The sequence below is a fragment of the Burkholderia sp. BCC0397 genome, from assembly GCF_902832865.1.
Classification (GTDB): domain Bacteria; phylum Pseudomonadota; class Gammaproteobacteria; order Burkholderiales; family Burkholderiaceae; genus Burkholderia.
Map to the genome: position 1 here is coordinate 747,353 of NZ_CADFDL010000002.1, position 24,671 is coordinate 772,023.

General features: G+C 66.6%; 25 protein-coding genes. 19 read left to right on the forward strand and 6 right to left on the reverse strand.

Annotated elements, in window-relative coordinates:
• Positions 1–5: 5 nt before the first annotated feature.
• The 4 genes from HWX03_RS08205 (at position 6) to ftsB (ending at position 4,412) form a co-directional block, all read left to right on the forward strand.
• Positions 6–1,664, forward strand: a complete 1,659-nt coding sequence (locus HWX03_RS08205) for a CTP synthase (protein ID WP_175870938.1) — start codon at positions 6–8, stop codon at positions 1,662–1,664.
• Entirely contained in the window at positions 1,661–2,515 is an 855-nt protein-coding gene (kdsA, locus tag HWX03_RS08210; protein WP_114177450.1) for a 3-deoxy-8-phosphooctulonate synthase, read from the forward strand. The genes HWX03_RS08205 and kdsA overlap by 4 nt, the downstream gene beginning before the upstream one ends.
• 106 nt (positions 2,516–2,621) lie before the next feature.
• On the forward strand, positions 2,622–3,905 hold the full coding sequence (gene eno, locus HWX03_RS08215; protein ID WP_006478406.1) for a phosphopyruvate hydratase: 1,284 nt from the start codon (positions 2,622–2,624) through the stop codon (positions 3,903–3,905).
• An 81-nt stretch (positions 3,906–3,986) separates the two neighbouring features.
• Complete coding sequence (ftsB, locus tag HWX03_RS08220; RefSeq protein ID WP_175870939.1) at positions 3,987–4,412, forward strand: cell division protein FtsB; 426 nt, start codon at positions 3,987–3,989, stop codon at positions 4,410–4,412.
• 89 nt (positions 4,413–4,501) lie between these two features.
• Here ftsB and HWX03_RS08225 read toward each other — a convergent pair whose 3' ends face one another.
• From HWX03_RS08225 to HWX03_RS08235, 3 genes are all read right to left on the reverse strand, one after another.
• Positions 4,502–4,867, reverse strand: a complete 366-nt coding sequence (locus HWX03_RS08225; protein ID WP_175870940.1) for a hypothetical protein — start codon at positions 4,865–4,867, stop codon at positions 4,502–4,504.
• 136 nt (positions 4,868–5,003) lie between these two features.
• Positions 5,004–5,957, reverse strand: coding sequence for an Hsp33 family molecular chaperone HslO (hslO, locus tag HWX03_RS08230; protein ID WP_175870941.1), 954 nt, complete (start codon positions 5,955–5,957; stop codon positions 5,004–5,006).
• A 25-nt stretch (positions 5,958–5,982) separates the two neighbouring features.
• Positions 5,983–6,507, reverse strand: a complete 525-nt coding sequence (locus HWX03_RS08235) for a gamma carbonic anhydrase family protein (RefSeq protein ID WP_175870942.1) — start codon at positions 6,505–6,507, stop codon at positions 5,983–5,985.
• Between the two features lie 143 nt (positions 6,508–6,650).
• Between HWX03_RS08235 and HWX03_RS08240 the strand changes: the two genes are divergently transcribed.
• From HWX03_RS08240 to HWX03_RS08290, 11 genes are all read left to right on the forward strand, one after another.
• The gene (locus HWX03_RS08240; protein ID WP_175870943.1) at positions 6,651–7,508 is read left to right on the forward strand and encodes a ferritin-like domain-containing protein; all 858 of its coding nucleotides are present in this window, start codon (positions 6,651–6,653) and stop codon (positions 7,506–7,508) included.
• A gap of 179 nt (positions 7,509–7,687) precedes the next feature.
• Complete coding sequence (locus HWX03_RS08245; protein WP_175870944.1) at positions 7,688–8,578, forward strand: alpha/beta hydrolase; 891 nt, start codon at positions 7,688–7,690, stop codon at positions 8,576–8,578.
• A gap of 82 nt (positions 8,579–8,660) precedes the next feature.
• Positions 8,661–9,491, forward strand: a complete 831-nt coding sequence (locus tag HWX03_RS08250) for a 3',5'-nucleoside bisphosphate phosphatase (protein WP_175871143.1) — start codon at positions 8,661–8,663, stop codon at positions 9,489–9,491.
• A 72-nt stretch (positions 9,492–9,563) separates the two neighbouring features.
• Positions 9,564–10,196, forward strand: coding sequence for an L-threonylcarbamoyladenylate synthase (locus HWX03_RS08255; RefSeq protein WP_174431798.1), 633 nt, complete (start codon positions 9,564–9,566; stop codon positions 10,194–10,196).
• Positions 10,197–10,243: 47 nt separating this feature from the next.
• Complete coding sequence (locus HWX03_RS08260; protein WP_011549479.1) at positions 10,244–10,906, forward strand: site-2 protease family protein; 663 nt, start codon at positions 10,244–10,246, stop codon at positions 10,904–10,906.
• A gap of 8 nt (positions 10,907–10,914) precedes the next feature.
• Positions 10,915–12,117: a tryptophan--tRNA ligase gene (locus HWX03_RS08265; RefSeq protein WP_174431800.1), complete on the forward strand. Its 1,203-nt coding sequence runs from the start codon at positions 10,915–10,917 to the stop codon at positions 12,115–12,117.
• Positions 12,118–12,125: 8 nt separating this feature from the next.
• Complete coding sequence (locus HWX03_RS08270) at positions 12,126–12,728, forward strand: class I SAM-dependent methyltransferase (protein WP_175870945.1); 603 nt, start codon at positions 12,126–12,128, stop codon at positions 12,726–12,728.
• A gap of 46 nt (positions 12,729–12,774) precedes the next feature.
• Positions 12,775–13,680, forward strand: a complete 906-nt coding sequence (dapA, locus tag HWX03_RS08275) for a 4-hydroxy-tetrahydrodipicolinate synthase (RefSeq protein ID WP_175819540.1) — start codon at positions 12,775–12,777, stop codon at positions 13,678–13,680.
• Between the two features lie 111 nt (positions 13,681–13,791).
• Positions 13,792–14,937: an outer membrane protein assembly factor BamC gene (gene bamC, locus HWX03_RS08280; RefSeq protein ID WP_175819541.1), complete on the forward strand. Its 1,146-nt coding sequence runs from the start codon at positions 13,792–13,794 to the stop codon at positions 14,935–14,937.
• Between the two features lie 4 nt (positions 14,938–14,941).
• Positions 14,942–15,718, forward strand: a complete 777-nt coding sequence (locus tag HWX03_RS08285) for an MBL fold metallo-hydrolase (RefSeq protein WP_175819542.1) — start codon at positions 14,942–14,944, stop codon at positions 15,716–15,718.
• Positions 15,719–15,832: 114 nt separating this feature from the next.
• Positions 15,833–15,997, forward strand: coding sequence for a hypothetical protein (locus HWX03_RS08290; RefSeq protein WP_174389636.1), 165 nt, complete (start codon positions 15,833–15,835; stop codon positions 15,995–15,997).
• A gap of 322 nt (positions 15,998–16,319) precedes the next feature.
• Here HWX03_RS08290 and HWX03_RS08295 read toward each other — a convergent pair whose 3' ends face one another.
• Positions 16,320–17,540 (reverse strand): cupin domain-containing protein, encoded by a 1,221-nt coding sequence (locus HWX03_RS08295; protein ID WP_175870946.1) that lies wholly within the window; start codon positions 17,538–17,540, stop codon positions 16,320–16,322.
• A 32-nt stretch (positions 17,541–17,572) separates the two neighbouring features.
• Between HWX03_RS08295 and HWX03_RS08300 the strand changes: the two genes are divergently transcribed.
• The gene (locus HWX03_RS08300; protein ID WP_174431805.1) at positions 17,573–18,115 is read left to right on the forward strand and encodes a peptidylprolyl isomerase; all 543 of its coding nucleotides are present in this window, start codon (positions 17,573–17,575) and stop codon (positions 18,113–18,115) included.
• On the opposite strand, the gene HWX03_RS08305 is transcribed toward HWX03_RS08300, so the two are convergent.
• Positions 18,095–19,366 (reverse strand): hypothetical protein, encoded by a 1,272-nt coding sequence (locus HWX03_RS08305; protein WP_175870947.1) that lies wholly within the window; start codon positions 19,364–19,366, stop codon positions 18,095–18,097. The two genes, HWX03_RS08300 and HWX03_RS08305, sit on opposite strands and share 21 nt — an antisense overlap.
• Entirely contained in the window at positions 19,347–22,004 is a 2,658-nt protein-coding gene (gene mutS, locus HWX03_RS08310; protein WP_175870948.1) for a DNA mismatch repair protein MutS, read from the reverse strand. Before mutS ends, HWX03_RS08305 begins: the two co-directional genes overlap by 20 nt.
• A gap of 348 nt (positions 22,005–22,352) precedes the next feature.
• Here mutS and HWX03_RS08315 point away from each other — a divergent pair, with 348 nt between their 5' ends.
• The 3 genes from HWX03_RS08315 (at position 22,353) to HWX03_RS08325 (ending at position 24,636) form a co-directional block, all read left to right on the forward strand.
• Positions 22,353–22,679 carry an EthD family reductase gene (locus tag HWX03_RS08315; RefSeq protein WP_174431808.1) on the forward strand — a complete coding sequence of 109 codons (327 nt, stop codon included), beginning with the start codon at positions 22,353–22,355 and terminating at the stop codon, positions 22,677–22,679.
• A gap of 164 nt (positions 22,680–22,843) precedes the next feature.
• Positions 22,844–23,812: a LysR family transcriptional regulator gene (locus HWX03_RS08320; RefSeq protein ID WP_175870949.1), complete on the forward strand. Its 969-nt coding sequence runs from the start codon at positions 22,844–22,846 to the stop codon at positions 23,810–23,812.
• Positions 23,813–23,910: 98 nt separating this feature from the next.
• Positions 23,911–24,636: an alpha/beta hydrolase gene (locus HWX03_RS08325; RefSeq protein WP_175870950.1), complete on the forward strand. Its 726-nt coding sequence runs from the start codon at positions 23,911–23,913 to the stop codon at positions 24,634–24,636.
• Positions 24,637–24,671 lie beyond the last annotated feature (35 nt).

The window sequence follows — 24,671 nt, forward strand, 5'->3', positions numbered from 1 at the left end:
CAGCGATGACCAAATATGTTTTCGTCACCGGCGGCGTAGTTTCTTCCCTCGGCAAGGGTATTGCCGCCGCCTCTCTCGCCGCGATCCTCGAATCGCGCGGTCTGAAAGTCACCCTCCTCAAACTCGATCCCTACATCAACGTCGATCCCGGCACGATGAGCCCGTTCCAGCACGGCGAAGTGTTCGTGACGGAAGACGGAGCGGAGACCGACCTCGACCTCGGCCACTATGAGCGCTTCATCAGCACGAAGATGCGCAAGGCCAACAACTTCACGACCGGCCAGATCTACGAATCGGTGATCCGCAAGGAACGCCGCGGCGACTATCTCGGCAAGACCGTGCAGGTGATTCCGCACATCACGAACGAAATCCAGGCGTTCATCGAGCGCGGGGCGGCATCGGCCACCTGCGGCGAGCCGGACGTCGCGATCGTCGAGATCGGCGGCACGGTCGGCGACATCGAGTCGCTGCCGTTCCTCGAGGCCGCGCGCCAGATGAGCCTGCGCCTCGGCCGCAACAGCGCGTGCTTCGTGCACCTGACGCTCGTGCCGTACGTCGCGACGGCCGGCGAGCTGAAGACGAAGCCGACCCAGCACAGCGTTCAGAAGCTGCGCGAGATCGGCATCCTGCCGCACGTGCTGCTGTGCCGTGCGGACCGCCGCATCCCCGACGACGAATCGAAGAAGATCTCGATGTTCTCGAACGTGCCCGAAGACGCCGTGATCTCGGTGTGGGACGCCGACAGCATCTACAAGATTCCGCAGATGCTGCACGACCAGGGCCTCGACCGGATCATCTGCGAGGAACTGAAGCTGTCGCCGAAGGACGCCGACCTGAGCATGTGGTCGGAGCTCGTCGAGAAGCTCGAGAACCCGCAGCACGAAGTGACGATCGGCATGGTCGGCAAGTACGTCGATCTGACCGAGTCGTACAAGTCGCTGATCGAGGCGCTGCGCCATGCGTCGATCCACACGTCGACCAAGGTCAACATCGAATACATCGACTCGGAAGAGCTCGAGGCGAACGGCGTCGACAGCCTGAAGCATCTCGACGCCGTGCTGGTGCCGGGCGGTTTCGGCCGTCGCGGCACGGAAGGCAAGATCGCCGCGGTTCGCTACGCGCGCGAGTCGAAGGTGCCGTATCTCGGCATCTGTCTCGGCATGCAGCTCGCGGTGATCGAATTCGCGCGCGACGTCGTCGGCCTGAAGCAGGCGAACAGCACGGAATTCGACGCGGAAACGCCGGAACGCGTGGTCGCGCTGATCACCGAATGGTACGACCGCGACGGTAAGGTCGAGACGCGCACCGAGGAATCCGATCTCGGCGGCACGATGCGCCTCGGCTCGCAACGCTGCCCGATCAAGCCCGGCACGATGGCCGCAGAGATCTATGGCAAGGACGTGAACGAGCGCCATCGCCACCGTTATGAAGTCAATAACCGCTTCGTGCCCCAGCTCGAAGCCGGCGGCCTTATCATCAGCGCCCGTACCCCGAGCGAGGATCTGCCGGAAATGATGGAGCTGCCGCGTTCGATGCACCCGTGGTTCGTCGGCGTCCAGTTCCACCCGGAATTCACGTCCACGCCGCGTGACGGTCATCCGCTGTTCAAGTCGTTCGTCGAAGCCGCGCTCGCCAACAAGCAAGCGCGTGGAGTGCAAGCATGAAGCTGTGCGATTTCGAGGTCGGTCTCGACAAGCCTTTCTTCCTGATCGCGGGTACCTGCGTCGTCGAATCGGAGCAAATGACGATCGACACGGCGGGCCGCCTGAAGGAGATCTGCGAGAAGCTGAACGTTCCGTTCATCTACAAGTCGTCGTACGACAAGGCAAACCGCAGCTCGGGCAAATCGTTTCGCGGCCTCGGAATGGACGAGGGCCTGCGGATCCTGTCCGAGGTGAAGCGCCAGCTCGGCCTGCCGGTGCTGACCGACGTGCATGCGATCGACGAGATCGAGCAGGTCGCGTCGGTCGTCGACGTGCTGCAGACGCCGGCGTTCCTGTGCCGTCAGACCGATTTCATCCATGCGTGCGCGCGCTCGGGCAAGCCCGTCAACATCAAGAAGGGCCAGTTCCTCGCGCCGCACGACATGAAGAACGTGATCGACAAGGCGCGCGACGCCGCACGCGAGGCCGGTCTGTCGGAAGACCGCTTCATGGCGTGCGAGCGCGGCGTCTCGTTCGGCTACAACAATCTCGTGTCGGACATGCGTTCGCTCGCGATCATGCGCGAGACGAACGCGCCGGTCGTGTTCGATGCGACCCACTCGGTGCAGTTGCCGGGCGGGCAGGGCACGAGCTCGGGCGGCCAGCGCGAATTCGTGCCGGTGCTCGCACGTGCGGCGGTCGCGACGGGCGTCGCGGGCCTCTTCATGGAAACGCATCCGAATCCGGCCGAGGCGAAGTCGGACGGCCCGAATGCGGTGCCGCTGAACCGGATGGGTGCGCTGCTGGAGACGCTCGTCACGCTCGACCAGGCGGTGAAGCGCAATCCGTTCCTGGAAAACGATTTCAATTAAAGATCGAATGAACCTTGCGACGGCTTCGCGCGTCTGTAGCGAAAGCGGTTCCGGCGCGCGCGCCGTCGCAGTTTGAAGAATCCATCGTCATTCTCAGAGGAAACCCATGAGTGCAATCGTAGATATCATCGGCCGCGAGATTCTGGATTCGCGCGGCAACCCCACCGTCGAATGCGACGTGCTGCTCGAATCGGGCACGATGGGCCGCGCGGCGGTGCCGTCGGGCGCGTCCACCGGCTCGCGTGAAGCGATCGAACTGCGTGACGGCGAAGCCGGCCGCTACAACGGCAAGGGCGTGCTGAAGGCGGTCGAGCACATCAACACCGAAATCTCCGAAGCCATCATGGGCCTCGACGCGTCGGAACAGGCGTTCCTCGACAAGACGCTGCTGGAACTGGACGGCACCGACAACAAGTCGCGTCTCGGCGCGAACGCGATGCTGGCCGTGTCGATGGCCGTCGCGAAGGCCGCCGCTGAAGAAGCCGGCCTGCCGCTGTACCGCTACTTCGGCGGTTCGGGCGCGATGCAACTGCCGGTGCCGATGATGAACATCGTCAACGGCGGCGCGCACGCGAACAACAGCCTGGACATCCAGGAATTCATGATCGTCCCGGTCAGCCAGCCGACGTTCCGTGAAGCGCTGCGTTGCGGCGCGGAAGTATTCCACGCGCTGAAGAAGATCCTGAGCGACCGCGGCATGAGCACGGCCGTCGGCGACGAAGGCGGTTTCGCACCGAACTTCGGCAGCAACGACGAGTGCCTGTCGACGATCCTGCAGGCGATCGAGAAGGCCGGCTACCGTGCGGGCGAAGACGTGCTGCTCGCGCTCGACTGCGCGGCATCCGAGTTCTACCACGACGGCAAGTACCAGCTCGCGGGCGAAGGCCTGCAACTGTCGTCGGCCGAATTCACCGACTACCTCGCGACGCTCGCCGACAAGTTCCCGATCGTATCGATCGAGGACGGCATGCACGAAAGCGACTGGGACGGCTGGAAGCTGCTGACCGATCGCCTCGGCAAGAAGGTGCAGCTCGTCGGCGACGACCTGTTCGTCACGAACACGCGCATCCTGAAGGAAGGCATCGAGAAGGGCATCGCGAACTCGATCCTCATCAAGATCAACCAGATTGGTACGCTGACCGAAACGTTCGCGGCGATCGAAATGGCGAAGCGCGCGGGCTACACGGCCGTGATCTCGCACCGCTCGGGCGAAACGGAAGATTCGACGATCGCGGACATCGCGGTCGGCCTGAACGCCGGTCAGATCAAGACGGGTTCGCTGTCGCGCAGCGACCGCATCTCGAAGTACAACCAGCTGCTGCGTATCGAGGAAGATCTCGGCGACATCGCGAGCTACCCGGGCAAATCGGCTTTCTATAACCTGCGCTAACGCGCTACTATCGGGTTCGTCATCTCGACGCCGCTCTGTGCCTGTGCGCGGAGCGGCGCTTCTTATATCTGCGTCTCTTACATGCGGCTTGTCACTGTCGTCCTGATTGCCTTGCTGGCGCTCATTCAGTACCCCCTATGGTGGGGACACGGCGGCTGGCTGCGGGTGCACGAATTGCGTCAGCAGCTCGACGACCAGCTCCAGAAGAACGCGGACGAGAAGCTGCGCAACGAGCGCACCGCCGGCGAAGTGCAGGATCTGCAGAGCGGCACCGCGGCGATCGAGGAGCGTGCGCGCTACGAGATGGGCATGGTGAAGGACGGCGAAGTATTCGTGCAGTTCGTGTCGCCGAACGCGCCTGCAGGGCCGCTGAACACCACGCCGTCGAATACGTCGACGCGCGGCACCGTCTCCGCGGCGCCGGTGCGGGTCGTGCCGAATCCGCAGTCGATCGCGAAGCCGTCGCGGCATCACGGCGGCGACAAGGGCAAGGCGGCGCATCACTGAGCGCGGTATGTCGAATCCATTGAAAAAGCGCGGGAAATGCCGCGCTTTTTTATTTCCTGCCAGTCGTCAATCGATCGGGCGATACTTGCTCACCACCACCAGCCCGGGTAGCCGTAACTGACGCCCGTGCCCCAGCGATTGCCCCATCCGCCGTAGTACCCGCCGTAGACCGTCACGGGCGGCGGCGAGTAATAGGCCCACGCGCGCGCGGCCGCTTCGGCTGCCATCGCGCTGTTCTGCTCGCGCAGGACCTGCCGGTCGATCTCGTCGTAGCGCTTGCGTTCGGCGCTCGACAGCACGGGCGGCTGGCCGCCCGACGCACCCGGTTCGGGCAGGCGGCTCAGGAGCGTGGAAGTCGGCGGCGGCATCGCGCAGCCGGCAAGCGCGAGCGTCCCGGCGGCCGTGCTCGTCAGGACGAGGGTGCGAATGGTGCAAAACGGGCGGAGGCGATTCATGTGTTTCTCCTGCAGCGCGCCGATCGTGAAAGCGGCTGGCGTGGAAGGCCGGGCCTCCGGCGCCTGAGCCGCGCATGCGGCGCTCGTGCGTCATTATGCGCCCGTGCCGCGCCGGTGGCGGGCACGGGCGCGCGGCTCAGTGACGCTGATCGGTCGCGGGCGCGATGCCGGTTTCGACACCGGGTGCCGCGAACAGTTGCGCGACGTCGACCGGATCGAATTCGTAGCGCTGGTTGCAGAATTCGCAGTGGATCTCGACGTGGCCGCGCTCGACGATCACGCTGTCGACTTCTTCATGACCGAGCATGCGCAGCATCGCACCGACCTTCTCGCGCGAGCACGAACACTGGAACCGCGTGCCGGCCGGTTCGAAGTGCTGCACGTTTTCCTGCCAGAACAGCCGGCGGAACACGACTTCCGGTTCGACCTCGAGCAGCTCCTTCGCGGACAGCGTGCCGCCGAGCGTGCACACGCGCTCCCACGTGTCGATATCGGTTTCGGCGTTGCGCGGCACGATGCCGCCGTCGCCCGGCAGCTTCTGCAGCAGCATGCCGACCGCGCGGTCGCGATCGGCCGCGAGCCACAGCCGCGTGTCGAGCTGCTCCGAGTGATGCATGTAGTGCTCGAGTACCTGCGACACCGATTCGAGCGGGCCGTCGACGCCGTTCAGCGGCACGATGCCCTGGTACGGCTGCTGGCCCGGCAGCTTGTCGGCCGGGTCGAGCGTGATCACGCAGCGGCCGTGGCCGCTCGCATTGACGAGCGCCGCGAAGCTCGTGTCGTCGCCGATCGTCTGCGCGGCTTCACCCGAGGAGAACTTCGCGGTGGCCCGCATCGACAGATCGGACCCGCACTGGACGACCAGCATCTGGACCGGCCCGTCGCCGAAGATCTGCATGATCAGGGTGCCGTGAAATTTCAGGTTCGCGGACAGCAGCGCGCACGCGGCCATCATCTCGCCGAGCACCGTGCGCACGGGGGCAGGGTAGTCGCGGCGGGCGAGCACTTCCTGCCACGTGTTGCGCAGCGAAACGATCTCGCCGCGCACGGGCGCCGCATTGAACATGAATTTCTGTAACTGGTCGCTCACTCTTCTTCCTTGAAATCCGTGCGAATCACCCGATCCGCACGAGTTGCTCCTTGAAATGCGCGCGTCGCTCGACATACGTCTTCGCGTTTGCGCGCAGCCGCGCGACGTCTTCGGCCGACAGCTCGCGCACGACTTTCGCCGGTGCGCCGAGAATCAGCGAGTTGTCCGGGAACGTCTTGCCTTCCGTCACGACCGCGCCGGCACCGACCAGACAGTTGCGGCCGATGACCGCTCCATTCAAGACCACCGCCTGAATCCCGATCAGCGAACCTTCGCCGATCGTGCAGCCGTGCAGCATGGCCTGGTGCCCGATCGTCACGTTCTCGGCAATCGTCAGCGGAAAGCCCGGGTCGGTATGCAGGACCGCGCCTTCCTGGACGTTGCTGCCGGTGCCGACCGTAATCGTCTCGTTGTCGCCGCGGATCGTCGCGCCGAACCACACGCTCGCGTTTTCCTCGAGCACGACCTTGCCGATGATGGCCGCCGTATCGGCGACGAACACGCTTTCGTGGATCGTCGGGGCCGTCTCGCCCAGCTTGTAGATCGTCACGGAGTCTCCTTGTCTGTTCGATGATGGGCGCCGGTAGAATGGCGCGTCCGGTTTGCCCGGCGCATGGCGCCGCGGAGCAAACGCATATTGTAAACCGTCGCGTGCCTGTGCTCCCGCGATGCGTACGCAAGGTGTCCCCGTTTATGAGCATCGCGTCTTCTTCTTTCGGCCAGGCGCCGGCCTGTGTGCGCAGCGTGGCGCTCGATGCGCTGCGTGTTGTCGAGCCGGCGGCCAAGGCCGCGCAGGTGCGCGCGCTGTACGATGCGCTGCGGGCCGGGCAGGCCGCGATCGCGCCGTCGCTTCAACTGCGCGAACCGGCCGATCTGCCCGGGCGCCCGGCGCGGCCGCCGCTCGTCGAGCCGCGCCAGCTCGAGCGGCGCAGCATGCGGTCGCCCGAAGGGCGCGCCGTGCTGCTGCATGCGCTCGCCCATATCGAATTCAACGCGATCAACCTGGCGCTCGACGCCGTGTGGCGCTTCGCCGGGCAGCCGGACGCGTTCTATGCGGACTGGCTGAAGGTCGCGGCCGAGGAGGCCTATCACTTCACGCTGCTGTCCGACCGGCTCGCGGCATTCGGGCACGCATACGGCGATTTTCCCGCACACAACGGCCTGTGGGAGATGTGCGAGCGAACCAAGGACGATGTGCTGGCGCGCATGGCGCTCGTGCCGCGGACGCTCGAGGCCCGCGGGCTCGACGCGTCGCCGCCGATCCGCGCGCGGCTCGTGCAGGCGGGCGACGACGCGTCGGCCGCGATCCTCGACGTGATCCTGCGCGACGAAATCGGCCATGTCGCGATCGGCAACCGCTGGTTCCGCCATTTGTGCGACGCAGCCGGCCGCGACCCCGTGCCGACCTATCGGCAACTCGCCGGGCAATACCACGCGCCGCGGCTGCGCGGCCCGTTCAATTTCGATGCGCGGCGCGATGCCGGCTTCGAGCAGGCCGAACTCGACGAACTGGCCGCGCAGGACGCGGCGGACGGGAGCGCCGCTCATTAGCCGGATCGCTTTCGGCTGCGTCGGGGGCGGCCGTCGGCGGGCTCGCGTGCCCGCGGCCGATGGCATCTTCCTGCTTGGCCCGTACGACCTCGCCGCTAGAGCGCTACCTCGATCGCCGGCTGCCGGAACCGGGGCGTCGCCGCTATAATCGAACGACCATTCTTTTTTTGGCGGCTGCAATGAGTGCCTCGAGCTCTGTTTCCGATTTCGTCACGGTGCGCGGCGTCCAGCTGCATGTGCGGCGCTGGGGCCGGCCCGATGCGCCGACGCTGTTCATGCTGCACGGCTGGATGGACGTCGCGGCGTCGTTCCAGTTCGTCGTCGATGCGCTCGCGGGCGACTGGCAGGTGATCGCGCCCGACGCGCGCGGCTTCGGGCTGTCCGACTGGCCGGTCGCGCGGCAGGGCGGCGGCCACTACTGGTTCCACGAGTACCTGGGCGACCTCGATGCGCTCGTCGACCGCTATGCGCCGACCGGCGAGGTCAATCTGGTCGGACACAGCATGGGCGCGAACGTCGTGTGCCTGTATGCCGGCGCACGGCCGGAACGCGTGCGCCGCGTGGTCGACCTCGAAGGGTTCGGGCTCGCGCCGGCCCGCGCCGAACAGGCGCCGCGCCGGCTGCGCGGCTGGCTCGACGAGCTGCGCGAGCCGCCCGCGCTGCGGCCGTACGCATCCCTCGACGACGTGGCGGCCCGCCTGATCAAGACCAATCCGCGGCTCGATCCGCGCCGCGCCGCGTTTCTCGCCGCGCACTGGTCGACACGCGGCGACGACGGCCTCTACCACCTGCTGGCCGACCCGGCGCACAAGATGCCGGGCCCGCTGCTGTACCGGCTCGACGAGGTGATGGCGATCTGGAAGCAGGTGCGCGCGAAGGTGCTGCACGTCGAGGCCGTCAATTCGCCGACGCTCGCGCATCTCGCCGGCGACATCCCGCTGCCCGAATTCAAGGCGCGCTTCAACGCATTCCCCGACTGGCGCGAGAAACTCGTCGAGGATGCCGGCCACATGGTGCATCACGACCAGCCCGCGCAGATCGCGGCGCTGATCGAGGCGTTCTGCGCGTAGACGCGTGGTGCCGGCGGCACGGCAGGCGGGCGGCGCAATTGCCGCGTTGCAGTAGAATGAGGCCTTACCTGCCATGCCGACAATGAACGCCGATCTCCACTGCCATTCCAATGTTTCCGACGGGTTGCTGTCGCCTGCCGACGTCGCGCGCCGTGCGCATGCGGGCGGCGTGACCCTGTGGGCGCTGACCGACCACGACGAGATCGGCGGCCAGGCGGCGGCGCGCAGCGAGGCGGAAGCGCTCGGCATGCGCTACCTGAGCGGCGTCGAGATCTCGGTCACGTGGGCATCGCGCACCGTGCACATCGTCGGTCTGCACATCGATCCCGCCCATCCGGCGCTGGTCGACGGCCTGTACCGCACGCGCCACGGCCGCGCGGCGCGCGCGCTGGCGATCGCGGAGCAGCTCGCGACGCTCGGCATTCCCGGCGCGTACGAAGGCGCGCTGAAATACGTATCGAATCCCGACCTGATCTCGCGCACGCACTTCGCGCGCTTTCTCGTCGAGAACGGCCACGCCGAATCGACATCCGACGTGTTCGACCGCCTGCTCGGCGACGACAAGCCCGGCTTCGTCCCGCATCGCTGGGCGTCGCTGTCCGACGCGGTCGGCTGGATCCGCGCGGCAGGCGGCGAAGCGGTGGTCGCGCATCCGGGCCGCTATCGCTATACGCCGGTCGAATTCGACGCGTTCTTCGGCGAGTTCATCGATCTCGGCGGCCGCGCGATCGAGGTCATCACGGGCAGTCACACGCCCGACCAGTACCGCGAATACGCGGACGTTGCGCGCCGCTTCGGCTTCGAAGTGTCGCGCGGCTCGGATTTCCACGCGCCGGGCGAGGGCCGCGTCGAGCTCGGCGGCCTGCCGCCGTTGCCGCCCGACCTGACACCGGTCTGGGAGCGCTGGCTCTGACGCCGGGCGGCTTCGGGCCGCCCGCGTGGCCGCCGAGGCGCAAATCCGACTTCTCCCTCTTTACGTGTCCCCATGTCCCAGTTCTTCAGGATTCATCCGGATAATCCGCAGCCGCGCCTGATCAAGCAGGCGGTGGAGATCGTCAGCAAGGGCGGCGTGATCGCGATGCCGACCGATTCGAGCTATGCGCTCGCGTGCCATCTCGACGACAAGGATGCGGTCGAGCGCGTGCGCCGGATTCGCGGCCTCGACGAGAAGCAGCACATGTCGCTGCTCGTGCGCGACCTGTCGGAGCTCGCCAACTTCGCGATGGTCGACAACCGCCAGTACCGGCAGATCAAGTCGGTGACGCCGGGCCCGTACGTGTTCATCCTGCAGGCGACGAAGGAAGTGCCGCGCCGGCTGTCGCACCCGTCGCGCAAGACGATCGGGCTGCGCGTGCCCGATCACGCGATCACGCTCGCGCTGCTGGAGTCGCTCGGCCAGCCGCTGCTCGGCACGACGCTGATCCTGCCGCCGGACGACGAACCGCTGAACGATCCCGAGGAAATCCGCACGCGGCTCGAGAAACAGGTCGACCTCGTGATCGACGGCGGCGCCTGCCCGCGCGAACCGTCGACGGTGATCGACCTGACCGGCGATGCGCCCGAACTCATCCGCGCGGGGCGCGGCGCGCTCGAACCGTTCGGACTCTCGGTCGCGTAAGCGTGCCGTTCATTTTTGCGCGAGTGCGCTTGTTACAATAACGCGATATGGATGCTTCCCTGATACAGACCATCGCCGTCTACGCGCTGCCCGTGATCTTCGCGATCACGCTGCACGAGGCCGCGCATGGCTACGCCGCGCGCCTGCTCGGCGACAACACCGCCTACGCGATGGGGCGCGTGTCGTTCAATCCGATGCGCCACATCGACCCGCTCGGCACGATCGCGATTCCGCTCGCGATGTATTTCCTGACCGGCGGCGCGTTCCTGTTCGGCTATGCGAAGCCGGTGCCGGTATCGTTCGGCAACCTGCGCAATCCGCGCTGGGGCAGCCTGTGGGTCGCGCTCGCGGGGCCGGCCTGCAACTTCGTGCAGGCGCTGGTCTGGGGCCTGCTGACCCTCGTGCTGCCGGCCGTCGGCGTCGACGAGCCGTTCTTCACGCGGATGGCGTTCGCCGGCGTCAGCGCGAACCTCGTGCTCGGCGTGCTGAACCTGTTTCCGCTGCCGCCGCTCGACGGCGGCCGCATCCTGGCGGCGTTGCTGCCGACCAGGCAATCGATCGCGCTGTCGCGCATCGAGCCGTACGGTTTCATCATCGTCCTCGTGCTCGTCACGACGGGCGTGCTGACGAATTTCTGGCTGCGCCCGCTCGTCAATGTCGGCTACGCCGTCCTGAGCGCCATCCTGTCTCCCTTCGCCTCGCTTTTCTAACGACAATCATGTTCCCAGAACGTATTTTCTCCGGCATGCGACCCACCGGGTCGCTGCACCTCGGTCATTACCACGGCGTGCTGAAAAACTGGGTGAAGCTGCAGTCCGAGTACCCGTGCTTCTTCTGCGTCGTCGACTGGCATGCGCTGACGACGCACTACGAGACGCCCGAGGTCATCGAGAAGAACGTGTGGGACGTGCTGATCGACTGGCTCGCGTCCGGCATCGATCCGGGGCAGGCGACGCTGTTCATCCAGAGCAAGGTGCCCGAGCACGCGGAACTCGCGCTGCTGCTCGGCATGAGCACGCCGCTCGGCTGGCTCGAACGCGTGCCGACCTACAAGGAGCAGATGGAGAAGCTGAAGGACAAGGATCTGTCCACCTACGGCTTCCTCGGCTACCCGGTGCTGATGGCCGCCGATATCCTGCTGTATCGCGGCTCGCTCGTGCCGGTCGGCGAGGACCAGGTGCCGCACGTCGAGATGACGCGCGAGATCGCGCGCCGCTTCAACTACCTGTACGGCCGCGAGCCCGGTTTCGAGGAGAAGGCGCTCGAAGCCGCGAAGAAGCTCGGCGGCAAGCGCGCGAAGCTCTATCACGAGCTGCGCAACGCGTATCAGCAGGAAGGCGACGACGAGGCGCTCGAACAGGCGCGCGCGATGCTGCAGGAATCGCAAAGCCTGTCGATGAGCGATCGCGAGCGCCTGTTCGGCTATCTCGAAGGCTCACGCAAGATCATCCTGGTCGAGCCGCAGGCGCTGCTGACCGAAGCGTCGCGGATGCCGGGCCTCGACGGACAGAAGATGTCCAAGTCGTACGGCAACACGATCGGCCTGCGTGAGGACGCCGAGACGATCACGAAGAAGGTCCGCACGATGCCGACCGATCCCGCACGCGTGCGTCGCACCGATCCGGGCGATCCCGACAAGTGCCCGGTGTGGCAGCTTCACCAGGTCTATACGGACGAAGCGACGCACGAATGGGTGCAGAAGGGCTGCCGCTCGGCGGGCATCGGCTGCCTCGACTGCAAGCAGCCGGTCGTCGAAGGCATCCTGCGCGAACAGCAGCCGATGCTCGAACGTGCGCAGAAGTACATGGACGATCCGTCGCTGCTGCGTGCGATCGTCGCGGACGGTTGCGACAAGGCGCGCAAGTACGCGACGGAAACGATGCGCGACGTGCGCGACGCGATGGGCCTGTCGTACAACTGATCCGGCGCATGAGCGAATCCGTCATCGCCGCCGCGGGCGGCCACGTCGGCCAGGCCGAGCCGTCGCGCTGGGTTGCGCAATGGGCGCGGCTCGTGCCGGCCGGCGGTGCGGTGCTCGACGTCGCCGCGGGCGGCGGCCGCCATGCGCGCTGGTTTGCGTCGCGCGGGCATCCGGTCGTCGCGCTCGACCGCGATCCGGCCGCGCTGGCCGCGTTGCGCGCGATTCCCGGCGTCGACGCCCGCGCGGCCGATCTCGAAGGCGCGCCGTGGCCGCTGCCGGCCGACGAGCGGTTCGTGGCCGTGATCGTCACGAATTACCTGCATCGTCCGCTCTGGCCCCATCTGCTCGATGCGGTGGCGCCGGGCGGCGTGCTGATCTACGAAACCTTCGCGCAAGGAAACGAAACGGTCGGAAAACCGTCCAACCCCGCGTTCCTGCTCGCCCCGGGCGAGCTGCTGGACGCCGTGCACGGCCACCTGCGGGTGGTCGCGTACGAGGACGGTTTCGTCGCCGCGCCGCGCGAGGCGTTCGTCCAGCGTCTCTGCGCAGTGCGCGAGGGCGCGACCCCGAAGGCGGGGGCGGGAATTCCACGTTACGAACTGCCCGGCTAATCCGCTACAATCCAACGTTTACCGGTACATCAATCAATCGCGTTTCATGGCTAACGGCACCCAAGACGGCATTCAAATCCGCGGCAGCATCCCCGCGATCGTCACCCCGATGCTCGAAGACGGCAGTCTCGACCTGCCGGCGTTTCGCAAACTGGTCGACTGGCACATCGCGGAAGGCACCGATGCGCTCGTCGTCGTCGGTACGAGCGGCGAGTCGGCAACGCTCAGCGTCGAAGAGCACATCCTGATGATCCGCACGGCGGTCGAGCATGCGTCGAAACGCATCCCGATCATCGCGGGCGCGGGCGGCAATTCGACCGCCGAGGCGATCGAGCTGACGAAGCAGGCGAAGGCGGTCGGCGCGGACGCGACGCTGCAGGTCGTGCCGTACTACAACAAGCCGACGCAGGAAGGCATGTACCGCCACTTCCGGACGATCGCCGAAGCGGTCGACCTGCCGGTGATCCTGTACAACGTGCCGGGCCGTACGGTCGCGGACATGACGCACGAGACGACGCTGCGCCTCGCGCAGGTGCCGGGCATCATCGGCGTGAAGGAAGCGACCGGCAACATCGATCGCGCCGCGCACCTGATCAAGGCCGCGCCGAAGCATTTCGCGATCTACAGCGGCGACGATCCGACCGCGATCGCGCTGATGCTGCTCGGCGGCCACGGCAACATCTCGGTGACGGCGAACGTCGCGCCGCGCGCGATGAGCGAGCTGTGCCGCGCGGCGCTGGCCGGCGACGTAGCGACGGCGCGCGAGCTGCACATGAAGCTGCTGTCGCTGCACAAGAACCTGTTCATCGAAGCGAACCCGATCCCGGTGAAGTGGGCGCTGCAGGCGATGGGCAAGATGCAGGGCGGCATCCGGCTGCCGCTCACGGCGCTCGACGAGCGCTGCCACGATGCCGTGCGTTCGGCCCTCGTCGAGGCCGGCGTTCTCGCCTGATGCCGAGGCGGCCGCGTCCTGCGGCCGCCGGCTCGACCCCTGATCAACCCGCACCGGCCGGCTCCGTCCGGCGCCGCTCCTGACGAGCGTTCTAGCAAGACGAAGGATTTCATGAAACGTTTCGCCTTTTCCTCTCGCGCCATCCAGCTGTCGGTGGTGGCGCTGGCGCTGGGCGCGCTCGCTGGCTGCGATACGCTGAACGACTACCTGGCCCCTGACCGGGTCAACTACAAGAACACCGGCTCGGCGCCGCCGCTCGCGGTGCCGAGCGACCTGAAGCCGGTGCAGACGACGCAGCAGTTCGTCGCGCCGCCGACCAACGCCGGGCTCGGCACGCTGCCGCCGCGGGCCACCACGCAGGCCGGCAACGCGACCGACGGCATCCCGAGCGCGCAGGATCCGCTCGGCATGCACATCGAGCGCGACGGCGATCGCCGCTGGCTCGTCGTCGACGGCCGGACGCCCGAGCAGTTGTGGCCGATCCTGAAGGAGTTCTGGCAGGAGAATGGCTTCTCGCTGAAGACCGATGCACCGTCGACGGGCATCATGGCCACCGACTGGGCCGAGAACCGTGCGAACATTCCGGACGACTGGTTCCGCCGCACGATCGGCAAGGTCATCGATTTCGCCTATTCGTCGGGTACGCGCGACCGCTTCCGCACGCTCGTGAACCGGACGTCGGACGGCAACACCGACATCTCGATCACGCACAGCGCGATGGAAGAAATGATGGTCGGCCCGCAGGGCGGCACGTCGTCGCGCTGGGAAGAGCGTCCGCGCAACCCGGTGCTCGAAGCCGTGTTCCTGTCGAAGCTGATGCAGAAGTTCGGCCTGACCGACGCGCAGGCGAAGCAGTTGCTGACCGATGCGCGCCCCGCGACGGCGCCGGCGCAGGTCGGCGATACGAGCAGCGGCGCGGCGACGCTGCAACTGGCCGAGTCGTTCGACCGCGCGTGGCTGCGCGTGGGCCTGGCGCTCGACCGGACCAACTTCACGGTCGACAATCGCGACCGCGAGAAGGGCATGTACACCGTGCGCTACGCGAATTCGATGGAAGAGCTCAAGCGTGACGGCCTGTTCGGCAAGCTGTTCTACGGCGGCCCGTCGGCGGCCAAGCCCGGCAAGGAATATCTGATCAACGTGCGCGCGCAGGGCAATGGCGGCACGCAGGTCGCGGTGGTCGGCGCGAACGGCCAGGTCGACAACTCGTCGGACGCGCAGCGGCTCATTTCGCTGCTGCACGCGCAGCTGAACTGAGCGCGTGCGATTCGCCAGCCTCGGAAGCGGCAGCGAAGGCAATGCGCTGGTCGTCGAGGCCTCGAGCGGCACGACGACCACCCGCGTGCTGCTCGACTGCGGCTTTTCCGCCAAGGAGGTCGAGCGCCGGCTCGGCCGACTGAATCTCTGCATCGCCGATCTCGATGCGATCCTCATTACCCATGAACACAGCGATCACGTCGGCAGTGCGCTGACGCTCGCGCGCCGTGCGTCGCTGCCGCTCTACATGAGCTGGGGCACCGCGCGCGCGGTCGGCGCGGACGAGGCCGATGTCGATCTCCACGTGCTGTGGGGCGACGAGACGGCCGCGATACGCGATCTGGCCGTGATGCCCTATACGGTCCCTCACGATGCGCGGGAACCGCTCCAGTTCGTCTTCATGGACGGAAGCCGCCGGCTCGGCGTGCTGACGGACGTCGGGATGGCCACGCCGCACATCACGGCCGTCCTGAGCGGCTGTGACGCGCTGGTGCTCGAATCCAACCACGATACCGCGATGCTGGCCGCCAGCCGCTATCCGCAGTCGCTGAAGGCGCGGATCGGCGGCAATCACGGCCACCTGAGCAACGACGCGGCGGCCGACATCCTCGCGTCGCTGGAACGCAGCCGTCTCCAGCACCTGGTCGCGGCCCATCTGAGCCAGCAGAACAACCAGCCGGAACTGGCCCGCCAGGCGTTTGGCGGCGTACTCGGGACGGACGGGGAAGACGTGATCGTGGCCTCGCAGGACGCGGGCTTCGACTGGTTGACGCTCGGATAAGGGCTGCTGCGGCGGCCCCACGCGGCTGCCGGGCGCTCGATGCGAAAGCGGCAGACGTAAAAAAACCGGCCCTCGGGCCGGTTTTTTTTCAGCTGATGCTGAAGGCTTACTGGCTTGCGCCCGAAGCCGGAGCAGCCGTCGCTGCCGAAGCAGCCGACGCCACTGCAGCAGCAGCGTCGCTCGCAGCAGCCGTTGCCGACGAAGCAGCAGCCGAAGCGTCGCTCGCAGCACCAGCAACTGCCGAAGCAGCCGACGAAGCAGCAGCCGATGCGTCGCTAGCAGCCGACGAAGCAGCTTGATCAGCGCTCTTGTTGCAAGCAGCCAGTGCAACAGCAGCCAACAGGGAAGCTACGAGGAGGGATTTCTTCATGATCACGTCCTTTTATGGTTAAAGGTAAGCAACAGCGCGAAACAATACCGGTAATGTGCTCCAACACCGACCTGGGCCGCTGGTGGAGACGCACTTCTAGAGCGTGAATCTTCCCTACGGCTTGGGCGGAAATTATATGCACTTTCCTATCGACCGTCGACAAATGCGGGGTCAATACGTTGTCTTTCCCATACAGAATTTGATCTGTACGGGCATACGGGGCGACTCACACTAATTCCGGCTGCCGACCCGTAGCCAGCCCGCACGATACCACTCGTGCAACAAGGCTGTCATCGAGGGAACCCGGGATAGTGTTACAAACCGTTTCGCCTCCATCTGGCGTTGATTGGCCAGTTCGGGCAGCCATTCATCGGCTTGCTCGAGCGGTCCTTCCTCGCCATTAATGAAGTACGAGCGCGCGTTATACATCAATGCGGCCCTTCTGTCGAGACGCACGCCACGGCGTGATGCTTGCGCGACGAACGCGGCTTCGGACAGCGGACGCTCGGGCGGGTCGAAAACGACGTTCGATTTGGGTTCGCTCAGGTAGCAGCCGAGGAATTCGGCGACGTCGCGCTTGCGCCAGCGGATCGCGTCGACGATCTCGGTCACACGTTCGACCATCGCCGGCGGCAGTTGCGCGGGCGCGTCGACGGCCGGCTGCTTCGGATCGCGGTAGAGGTCGTCGCCGGCCGCGTCGCGCAGGCCGCCGCGCTCCGCGAGGTAGTACAGGAACTGGGCGCCCAGCTCGCCGGCGGACGGGGCCCGGAAGCCGATCGAGCAGGTCATGCACTCGCCTTCGGCAACGCCGTCGTGCGCGATGTGCGGCGGCAGGTACAGCATGTCGCCGGGCTCCAGCACCCATTCGTCGCTCGGCTCGAAGTTTTCGAGGATCTTCAGCGGCACGTCCGGCTGCAGCGACAGATCCTTCTGCGCGCCGACCCGCCAGCGGCGCCGGCCTTCGACCTGCAGCAGGAATACGTCATATGAGTCGAAGTGCGGGCCGACGCCGCCGCCGTCCGTCGCATACGAGATCATCAGGTCGTCCAGCCGCGCGTCGGGGATGAAGCGGAAGCGGTCGAGCAACGCGCGAGCCGCGTCGACGTGCAGGTCGATCCCCTGCACGAGCAAGGTCCAGGATTTGCGCGTGACCGCAGGCAGCGAGTCGGGCTCGAACGGACCGTGCGCCAGTTGCCACTTGTTACGAAAATGGGTGATCAATCGCGATTCCGCGTCATAGTCGGCGGCGAGCTCGAACAATGCATCGCGCGTGACCGGCGACGCGACGCCAGGGATCGCCTGGCGGATCAGCAGCGGCTTCTTTTGCCAGTAGCCGCGCATGAATTGCGCCGGCGTAAGACCGCCGAGCAGCGGCGTGGGAAGATCGGGGTGCGGTGCGCCGAGCGGGGCGGCAGCGGCATCCCGCGGTTCGGCTTGAGACCGGTTGCGCATCGTATAATGAGACTTGTATTTGGGAGAATTGGATGAAAATCGCAAAAAACACCGTCGTATCGGTCACTTACAAGCTGTCGGACGCACAGGGCAATCTGATCGAGGAAAGCGACGAGCCGATGGTCTATCTGCACGGCGGCTATGATGGCACGTTCCCCAAGATCGAGGAACAGCTCGACGGGCACGAGGCGGGCTACCAGGCGCAGGTCCAGCTCGAGCCGGAGGACGCGTTCGGCGACTACGATCCCGAGCTCGTGAAGATCGAGCCGCGCGATCGTTTTCCCGAGCCGCTCGAAGTGGGCATGCAGTTCGAAGGCACGCCGGAAGACGCTGACGAGGAAGTCGACTCGCTGATCTATACGGTCACCGATATCGCCGAAGACAAGGTCGTGCTCGACGGCAATCACCCGCTGGCGGGCATGGCGTTGCGTTTCGCGCTGACCGTCAAGGACGTTCGCGAAGCCACCGAAGACGAAATCGAGCATGAGCACGCGCATGGCGCGGAAGGGCTCGAGATCGTCGACGAGGATGACGACGAAGACGGCGAAGCGCCGTCAGGGCGTACCCTGCACTGAGCTTGCCGGCAGGCCCGGCGCCGGCCCCGATGCGGGGGGCGGTGCCGGCCACGACGCGCCGCCCGGTGCGGCGCCGTCGCCCTGCAACGGCGGCGCGACCGACGACGAGTCGGGCAGCGCCGGCAGCGCGGGGATTTCCGGCATCTGCGGCAGCGGCACGTCGTCGCGCGGCACGAGCGGCAGGGTGGGCGGTACCGGCAGGTTCTTCGGCACCTCCTGCAGGCTCACGTTGAAGATCGTCTGCCGCGCCGGCGATACGCTTACCTTTACCCACTGATTCGCCGGATGGCGCGGTCCGATCGCGACCCGCGTCACGTTTCCTACCAGCTCACCGTCGTCGGCATGCAGCGGACGGTCGATCAGAAAGCCGTTCGCCAGCGGTTCGCCGCTCGCGTGCATCACCAGTATCGGGCCGCGGAACGTCGCCGCCGCCTTCACCAGCGTTCGTTTCAGTTCACGGAAGCCGTCGCGCACGCGCGACCGGTTGAAACGCAGCCACGCGAAGCGCTCCGAGCGTTCATAGCGTTCGAACTGCGGATCGCCCTCGAACATCACGACCATCGCGCGCGCTTCGCGCCGCTTTGCATATTCGGCCGCGTGGTCGATCCAGAAGCCGTTCGCGATGATGCGGTCCTCGAATTCGCCGTTGCGGCCGCCCGCCGTCAAATAATGGTTGTTCGGCGCCGGCGCATTGAGTGCGACGTAGACGATGTCGTCGCGCATCCAGCGTGCGTTTTCGCGATATGGCCGGAACCGTGCGACTTCGCTCTCGCGCGTAATCTGCAGCGCACCGGGGTCGGGCAGCGCCGACTCGGCGAGCAGCGTCTGTCGCAGGAAATCGAGCCGCTCGACCGGGTCGTAGCCGCCGCCGGCCGCGGTGTTGCACGCGATCCAGTCGTCGTGGCCGGGAATGAACACGAGCGGCACGCGTGCTGAATCCAGGATCGCGCCGCGCTGCGAATACAGCGCGTCGCGGCATGCTTCCTTCGAGTCTTTGAGATCGCCCGCGTAGACGACGAACGCGAGGTTGCGCTCGCGTGCGATCGCATCGAGCAGCCGCTGCGCGGCCGGTTCGTCCGCCGGCCCGTTGATGACGCTCGACACGACCGCGAACGAGTAGGGCGCGGCGCTGCGCTTGGGCGGCGCGGCCAGCGCACCGGCCTGCGCCAGCGCAAGCACCGCCGCGGCGAGCGCGGCGGCGGCGCGGGCCGGCAGACCCCGCGGAATGCGCTTACGCGTGCCCGTCGGCATCGTGCGACCGGACCAGCGTGCGCAGTTCGTACAGCAGGTCGAGCGCCTCGCGCGGCTTGAGATCGTCGGGATCGATGTCGCGCAGTTTTTCGAGCGCCGGATGCGGCGTGTCGGGCAGCGCCGGCGCGTCCGCGCATTCGAGATCGTCGACGGCCGCCGGCGGCGCGCTGAAGAGGTCGAGTTGCGGCGTGTGCTGGGAGGCCGACTGCTGTTCGAGATACGCGAGGTGCTTGCGCGCGGCGCGGATCACCGGCGCCGGGACGCCCGCGAGCTGCGCGACCTGAAGGCCGTAGCTCTGGTTTGCCGGGCCTTCGTTGACCGCGTGCAGGAACACGATCCCGTGACCGTGCTCGACGGCCGACAGGTGGACGTTGGCCGCCTGCGGGAATTCGGCCGGCAGTTGCGTCAGCTCGAAGTAGTGCGTCGCGAACAGCGTGTAGCACGCGTTGTGCGCCAGCAGGTGGCGTGCGATCGCCCAGGCGAGCGCGAGGCCGTCGAAGGTCGACGTGCCGCGGCCGATTTCGTCCATCAGCACGAGGCTTTGCGGCGTCGCGTCGTTGAGGATCGCCGCGGCTTCGGTCATCTCGACCATGAAGGTCGAGCGGCCGCCCGCGAGATCGTCAGCCGCGCCGATGCGCGTGAAGATCCGGTCGATCGGGCCGAAGCATGCCGACTTCGCCGGCACGTAGCTGCCGACGTACGCCATCAGCGCGATCAGCGCGGTCTGCCGCATGAACGTGGACTTACCGCCCATGTTCGGCCCGGTGATCAGCAGCAGCTTGCGCTCGGTGCCGAACCGGCAGTCGTTCGCGATGAACTGCTCGACCTGCGCTTCGACCACCGGATGGCGACCCTGCTCGATTTCGATGCCGATCTCATCGGTGAAGGTCGGCGCGACCCAGTCGAGCGCGCGCGCGCGTTCGGCGAAGGCGGCGAGCAGGTCGAGCTCGGCGAGGGCCGATGCGACGCGCTGGCACTCGGGGATGAACGGCAGCAGCGCCTGCAGCACCGAGTCGTACAGCGCGCGCTCGCGCGCCAATGCGCGCTCCTGTGCGGACAGCGCCTTGTCCTCGAAGGTCTTCAGTTCCGGCGTGATGTAGCGCTCGGCGTTCTTCAGCGTCTGGCGGCGGCGGTAGTCGTCGGGCACCTTGTCGGTCTGGCCACGCGTGACCTCGATGTAGAAGCCGTGCACCTTGTTGTATTCGACGCGCAGGTTCGCGATGCCGGTGCGTGCGCGCTCGCGCGCTTCGAGATCGATCAGGAACTGCCCGCAGTTCTCCGAAATGTCGCGCAGCTCGTCGAGCTCGGCATCGTAGCCGCGCGCGATCACGCCGCCGTCGCGCACCATCGCGGCCGGCTCGGTGGCGATCGCGCTCGTCAGCAGGTCGAGGCATTCGGCGGGCGGCGCGAGCGCCGCGTCGACGCGCGCGAGCGCATCCGCGTTCGCGACGATCGCGCCGATGCGCTCGCGCAGTGCCGGCAGCGCGGCGAACGTGTCGCGCAGGCTCGACAGGTCGCGCGGGCGCGCGGACAGCAGCGCGAGACGCCCGGTGATCCGTTCGACGTCGGCGATCTGGCGCAGCGCGCTGCGCAGCGCATCGAGGCTCGCGCTGGCCGGTGCATCGAGCAGCGCGCCGATCGCCTGCTGGCGCGACTGCGCGGCAACCGAGGCGCGCGGCGGGTGATGCAGCCAGTGACGCAGCAGGCGGCTGCCCATCGTCGTGCAGCAGGTGTCGAGCAGCGAATACAGCGTGGGCGACTCGGTGCCGCGCAGCGTCTCGGTCAGTTCGAGGTTGCGGCGCGTGGCCGGATCGAGCCCGATGTATTCGGTTTCGTTCTCGACCTTCAGGCTGCGCACGTGCCGCAGTTGCTGGCCTTGCGTGGCCGCGGCATAGAGCAGCAGCGCGCCGGCCGCGCCGCATGCGCTCGTCAGCGAATGCGCGCCGAACCCGTCGAGGCTCGCGACGTCGAGCTGGTCGCACAGACGCTGCGTGCCCGATGCGATGTCGAAGTGCCACGCCGGCACGCGCTTGCTTGCGCCCGTGCCGGCGGGAATGGCGTCGGTCGCGCCGTCCGGCGTCAGGATTTCGGCCGGCCGGATGCGTTCGAGCGCGGCGGCAAGCTGCTCGGGCTCGATTTCGGCGAGCCGCAACGCGCCGCTCGCGAGGTTCAGCCACGCGAGGCCGACATTGACCGCGACGCCGCGCTTGTTGTGGCCGGTGCACATCGCGAGCAGGTAGACGTCGTTCTTGTCGGACAGCAGCGCGGCATCGGTCAGCGTGCCGGGCGTGACGACGCGCATGACCTTGCGCTCGACCGGGCCCTTCGACGTGGCCGGATCGCCGATCTGCTCGCAGATCGCGACCGATTCGCCCATCTTCACGAGCTTCGCCAGATACTGCTCGACCGCGTGATGCGGGACGCCGGCCATCTTGATCGGCGTGCCGGCCGACGCGCCGCGCTGCGTGAGGGTCAGGTCGAGCAGGCGTGCCGCTTTTTCCGCATCCTCGAAGAACAGCTCGTAGAAGTCGCCCATCCGGTAGAAGACGAGCGTGTCCGGATGATCGGCCTTGATGCGCAGGTACTGCTGCATCATCGGGGTGTGGCCGGCAAAGGCCTCGGGCGACAGCGTGGTCATAGGTCAGGCATGAAGTTGTTGCTTGGGTTGCCCGAGTTTACCAGTGGCTTCGATGTGAACGTGCGAAGTTGGCCGTTTGGCCGATTACCGGTGGTGCCGAGGAGTAGCGATTTGAAAGACGTACTCACGCGACTGCCGACCCACGAAGCGTCCGACATCGCCTAACCGCTCCCGAATCGCTGGGCACCCAGCGCCACCAAATTGGCAAGACGGGTTCGCCGCTGCTTACAATCAGAAAAATGAGCGCGCCGATTCCGGAAGAAGCCTTGACGACGCCTACATTGGCGACCTCGATGTCGTCTCGCGGGCGGCGGCGCCTCGATTACCGTGCAGCAACAGGAGAACCCGATGATCAAAGTCAGTGTCATGTACCCGTACGCCGCAGGCGCGCGATTCGACCATACTTACTACCGCGACAGGCATATGCCCATGGTGAAACAGCGGCTCGGCGCGGCATGTCTGTACTACACGGTGGACAAAGGCATCGCAGGCGGTGCGCCTGGCGCCGACCCTGTTTATGTCGCCAAGTGTGACTTCGTCTGCACGTCCGTCGAAGCTTTCCAGGCAGCCCGCGACCCGCACGCGCAGGAGATCATGGCCGACATAGCCAATTACACGGATATACAACCCGTGCTGCAAATCAGTGAAGTGGTCGTGGAGCGTTCGGAAGGCTGACCAAGGTTCGGATATCGCCAAGCACCGCCTCCGCGTATGGCGTAGCGACGGAGCGCTCGCGCTATCGTGGCGCAGGTCGCGCTCCGTTGCCCTGATCGGGTATGCTCGCCGCCGCGGCAAGGGCGGGACGACATTCCGTGCGTCGAGCCACGAATGAAGAGTCTATGAAGCCACTGGATCTGACGCGTTTCGATCTCAATCTGCTGGTCGTGCTCGAAGCGCTGTGGGTCGAGCGGCACGTCGGCCGCGCGGCCGAACGATTGCATTTGACCCAGTCCGCTACCAGCCATGCGTTGTCGAGGCTGCGTACGGCCTTCGACGATCAGCTTTTCATCCGCAATCCGCGCGGGATCGTGCCGACCCCGCTGACCGTGGAATTGATGCCGCGAGTGGCGGCGGTGCTCGAGTCGGTCAGGCTCGTGGCCAGCCCGCGCGGCCCGTTCGATCCCGGCCGCTTGCAGGCGACGCTGTCGGTGGCGGCCACCGATCACGCCGTCCTGACCGTGATCGCGCCCGTTCTCGCCACGATCCAGGCCGCCGCACCGGGGCTCGTGCTGCAACTGAGGCCGGCCGACAGCGAATCCGCGCTGCGCATGCTGGACGCCGGCGAATTCGACATCGTGCTGGGGTCCGGCTCTTTTGCCCGGATCCCGCAGCGTTTCGATTGCCGGCTCGTCCACAAGGAGCGCTTCGTCGGCATCGCGTGCAAGGGCCATCCCGCGCTGATCAAGCGGGGCAGGAAGCTGCACATGGACCTCGACGACTTCGCTCGACTGCCGCACATCCTGGTCTCGCCGCGCGGCGATGCACGGGGCGCGGTCGACGAGGCGCTGGAGAGCCTCGGTCGTACCCGCAACGTGCACGTCACTTGCCCCGGCTTCCTGGCCGTTCCGTTCATGGTCGGCGCGTCACAATCGATTGCCGTGGTTGCCGAGCGAATCGCATTGCGGTTGCAGGAGACCGCGCAGCTCAGTCTGTTCGAATTGCCGCTGGCGCTGCCGACCTGGGAAGTGCTCGTCATTCGAGCCCGCGGGCGCGCCAACGAGCCCGCCGTCGAGTGGGTGACGAACATGATGATCTCCGGTCACGCAGCGGCGGGGGCCTGGTGCGGCCCGAGCGACGCGACGTCATGAATCTCGTGCATCGACTCGATGTGCCGATGCCATTGGATCGTATGCCGCGGTCCTCCTAGAGTGGGGGCGTCGTTCAATCAACCCCCCAGGAGTACCCGATGAAAACCGCGCCCACGTTGGTGATGATCCCTTGCTTCGCCGGGGCTCCGTGGCAGCTCGACCAGTTGACCGCATTGCAGAACCGCGCGATGCGTACGCTTCGTTTGCCGGATGACGTGTACGAACTGGAAACGTTGGCCGATTTCATCGTCGACCAGGTGAAGGACCTCGAGCGCTACGTGCTGGTGGGCGATTCGTATGGCGCGGTCTCGTCGATCGCGGTGGTGACGCGGCAGCCGAAGGGCCTCGAGGGCCTCGTGATTTCCGGCGGCTTCGCCAGGAGCCCGATCACGTCGCCGTTGCTGAAGGCGCTGGCGGCGCTTGCACCGTTCTTCCCGGGGCCGTTTTACCGGCAGACGACGCTTCGGATCCACGCGGCGCAACTGGCTTCGTCGTTCGACAGCGAAGGGGAGATTCCGTGGTCTGCCGGAAAGAGTCGCGCCTTCTTCGTCCGGGAGACGCCGCACCGCGCGTACGTCAACCGCATGCGTTCGATCGAGAAGGCGGACTATACGACCCGGCTGAAGCAGATCAACGTTCCGACGCTGATCCTGACGCCGGAAGAGGACAAGCTGATCGGCAAGGAAGCCGCGGGGATTCTCCTGAACGGCATAAAGGGCGCGCAGGAAGTCGTCATGCCGCGCACCGGCCACATGTTCAGGTTCTCGCACCCCGGTGCCTATTCGCTCGAGATCCGGAAGTTTCTGGAGCGGGTATCGCTTTAGGCGCGATCGCCGCCGAATGGATAGCGCCCGCATAC

What these genes read in the sequence shown, in the direction of transcription:
- HWX03_RS08205 (WP_175870938.1), top strand. Translation starts at nt 6, where the DNA reads ATGACCAAATATGTTTTCGTCACCGGCGGCGTAGTTTCTTCCCTCGGC.
- kdsA (WP_114177450.1), top strand. Translation starts at nt 1,661, where the DNA reads ATGAAGCTGTGCGATTTCGAGGTCGGTCTCGACAAGCCTTTCTTCCTG.
- eno (WP_006478406.1), top strand. Translation starts at nt 2,622, where the DNA reads ATGAGTGCAATCGTAGATATCATCGGCCGCGAGATTCTGGATTCGCGC.
- ftsB (WP_175870939.1), top strand. Translation starts at nt 3,987, where the DNA reads ATGCGGCTTGTCACTGTCGTCCTGATTGCCTTGCTGGCGCTCATTCAG.
- HWX03_RS08225 (WP_175870940.1), bottom strand. Translation starts at nt 4,867, where the DNA reads ATGAATCGCCTCCGCCCGTTTTGCACCATTCGCACCCTCGTCCTGACG.
- HWX03_RS08240 (WP_175870943.1), top strand. Translation starts at nt 6,651, where the DNA reads ATGAGCATCGCGTCTTCTTCTTTCGGCCAGGCGCCGGCCTGTGTGCGC.
- HWX03_RS08245 (WP_175870944.1), top strand. Translation starts at nt 7,688, where the DNA reads ATGAGTGCCTCGAGCTCTGTTTCCGATTTCGTCACGGTGCGCGGCGTC.
- HWX03_RS08250 (WP_175871143.1), top strand. Translation starts at nt 8,661, where the DNA reads ATGAACGCCGATCTCCACTGCCATTCCAATGTTTCCGACGGGTTGCTG.
- HWX03_RS08255 (WP_174431798.1), top strand. Translation starts at nt 9,564, where the DNA reads ATGTCCCAGTTCTTCAGGATTCATCCGGATAATCCGCAGCCGCGCCTG.
- HWX03_RS08260 (WP_011549479.1), top strand. Translation starts at nt 10,244, where the DNA reads ATGGATGCTTCCCTGATACAGACCATCGCCGTCTACGCGCTGCCCGTG.
- HWX03_RS08265 (WP_174431800.1), top strand. Translation starts at nt 10,915, where the DNA reads ATGTTCCCAGAACGTATTTTCTCCGGCATGCGACCCACCGGGTCGCTG.
- HWX03_RS08270 (WP_175870945.1), top strand. Translation starts at nt 12,126, where the DNA reads ATGAGCGAATCCGTCATCGCCGCCGCGGGCGGCCACGTCGGCCAGGCC.
- dapA (WP_175819540.1), top strand. Translation starts at nt 12,775, where the DNA reads ATGGCTAACGGCACCCAAGACGGCATTCAAATCCGCGGCAGCATCCCC.
- bamC (WP_175819541.1), top strand. Translation starts at nt 13,792, where the DNA reads ATGAAACGTTTCGCCTTTTCCTCTCGCGCCATCCAGCTGTCGGTGGTG.
- HWX03_RS08295 (WP_175870946.1), bottom strand. Translation starts at nt 17,540, where the DNA reads ATGCGCAACCGGTCTCAAGCCGAACCGCGGGATGCCGCTGCCGCCCCG.
- HWX03_RS08300 (WP_174431805.1), top strand. Translation starts at nt 17,573, where the DNA reads ATGAAAATCGCAAAAAACACCGTCGTATCGGTCACTTACAAGCTGTCG.
- HWX03_RS08305 (WP_175870947.1), bottom strand. Translation starts at nt 19,366, where the DNA reads ATGCCGACGGGCACGCGTAAGCGCATTCCGCGGGGTCTGCCGGCCCGC.
- mutS (WP_175870948.1), bottom strand. Translation starts at nt 22,004, where the DNA reads ATGACCACGCTGTCGCCCGAGGCCTTTGCCGGCCACACCCCGATGATG.
- HWX03_RS08315 (WP_174431808.1), top strand. Translation starts at nt 22,353, where the DNA reads ATGATCAAAGTCAGTGTCATGTACCCGTACGCCGCAGGCGCGCGATTC.
- HWX03_RS08320 (WP_175870949.1), top strand. Translation starts at nt 22,844, where the DNA reads ATGAAGCCACTGGATCTGACGCGTTTCGATCTCAATCTGCTGGTCGTG.
- HWX03_RS08325 (WP_175870950.1), top strand. Translation starts at nt 23,911, where the DNA reads ATGAAAACCGCGCCCACGTTGGTGATGATCCCTTGCTTCGCCGGGGCT.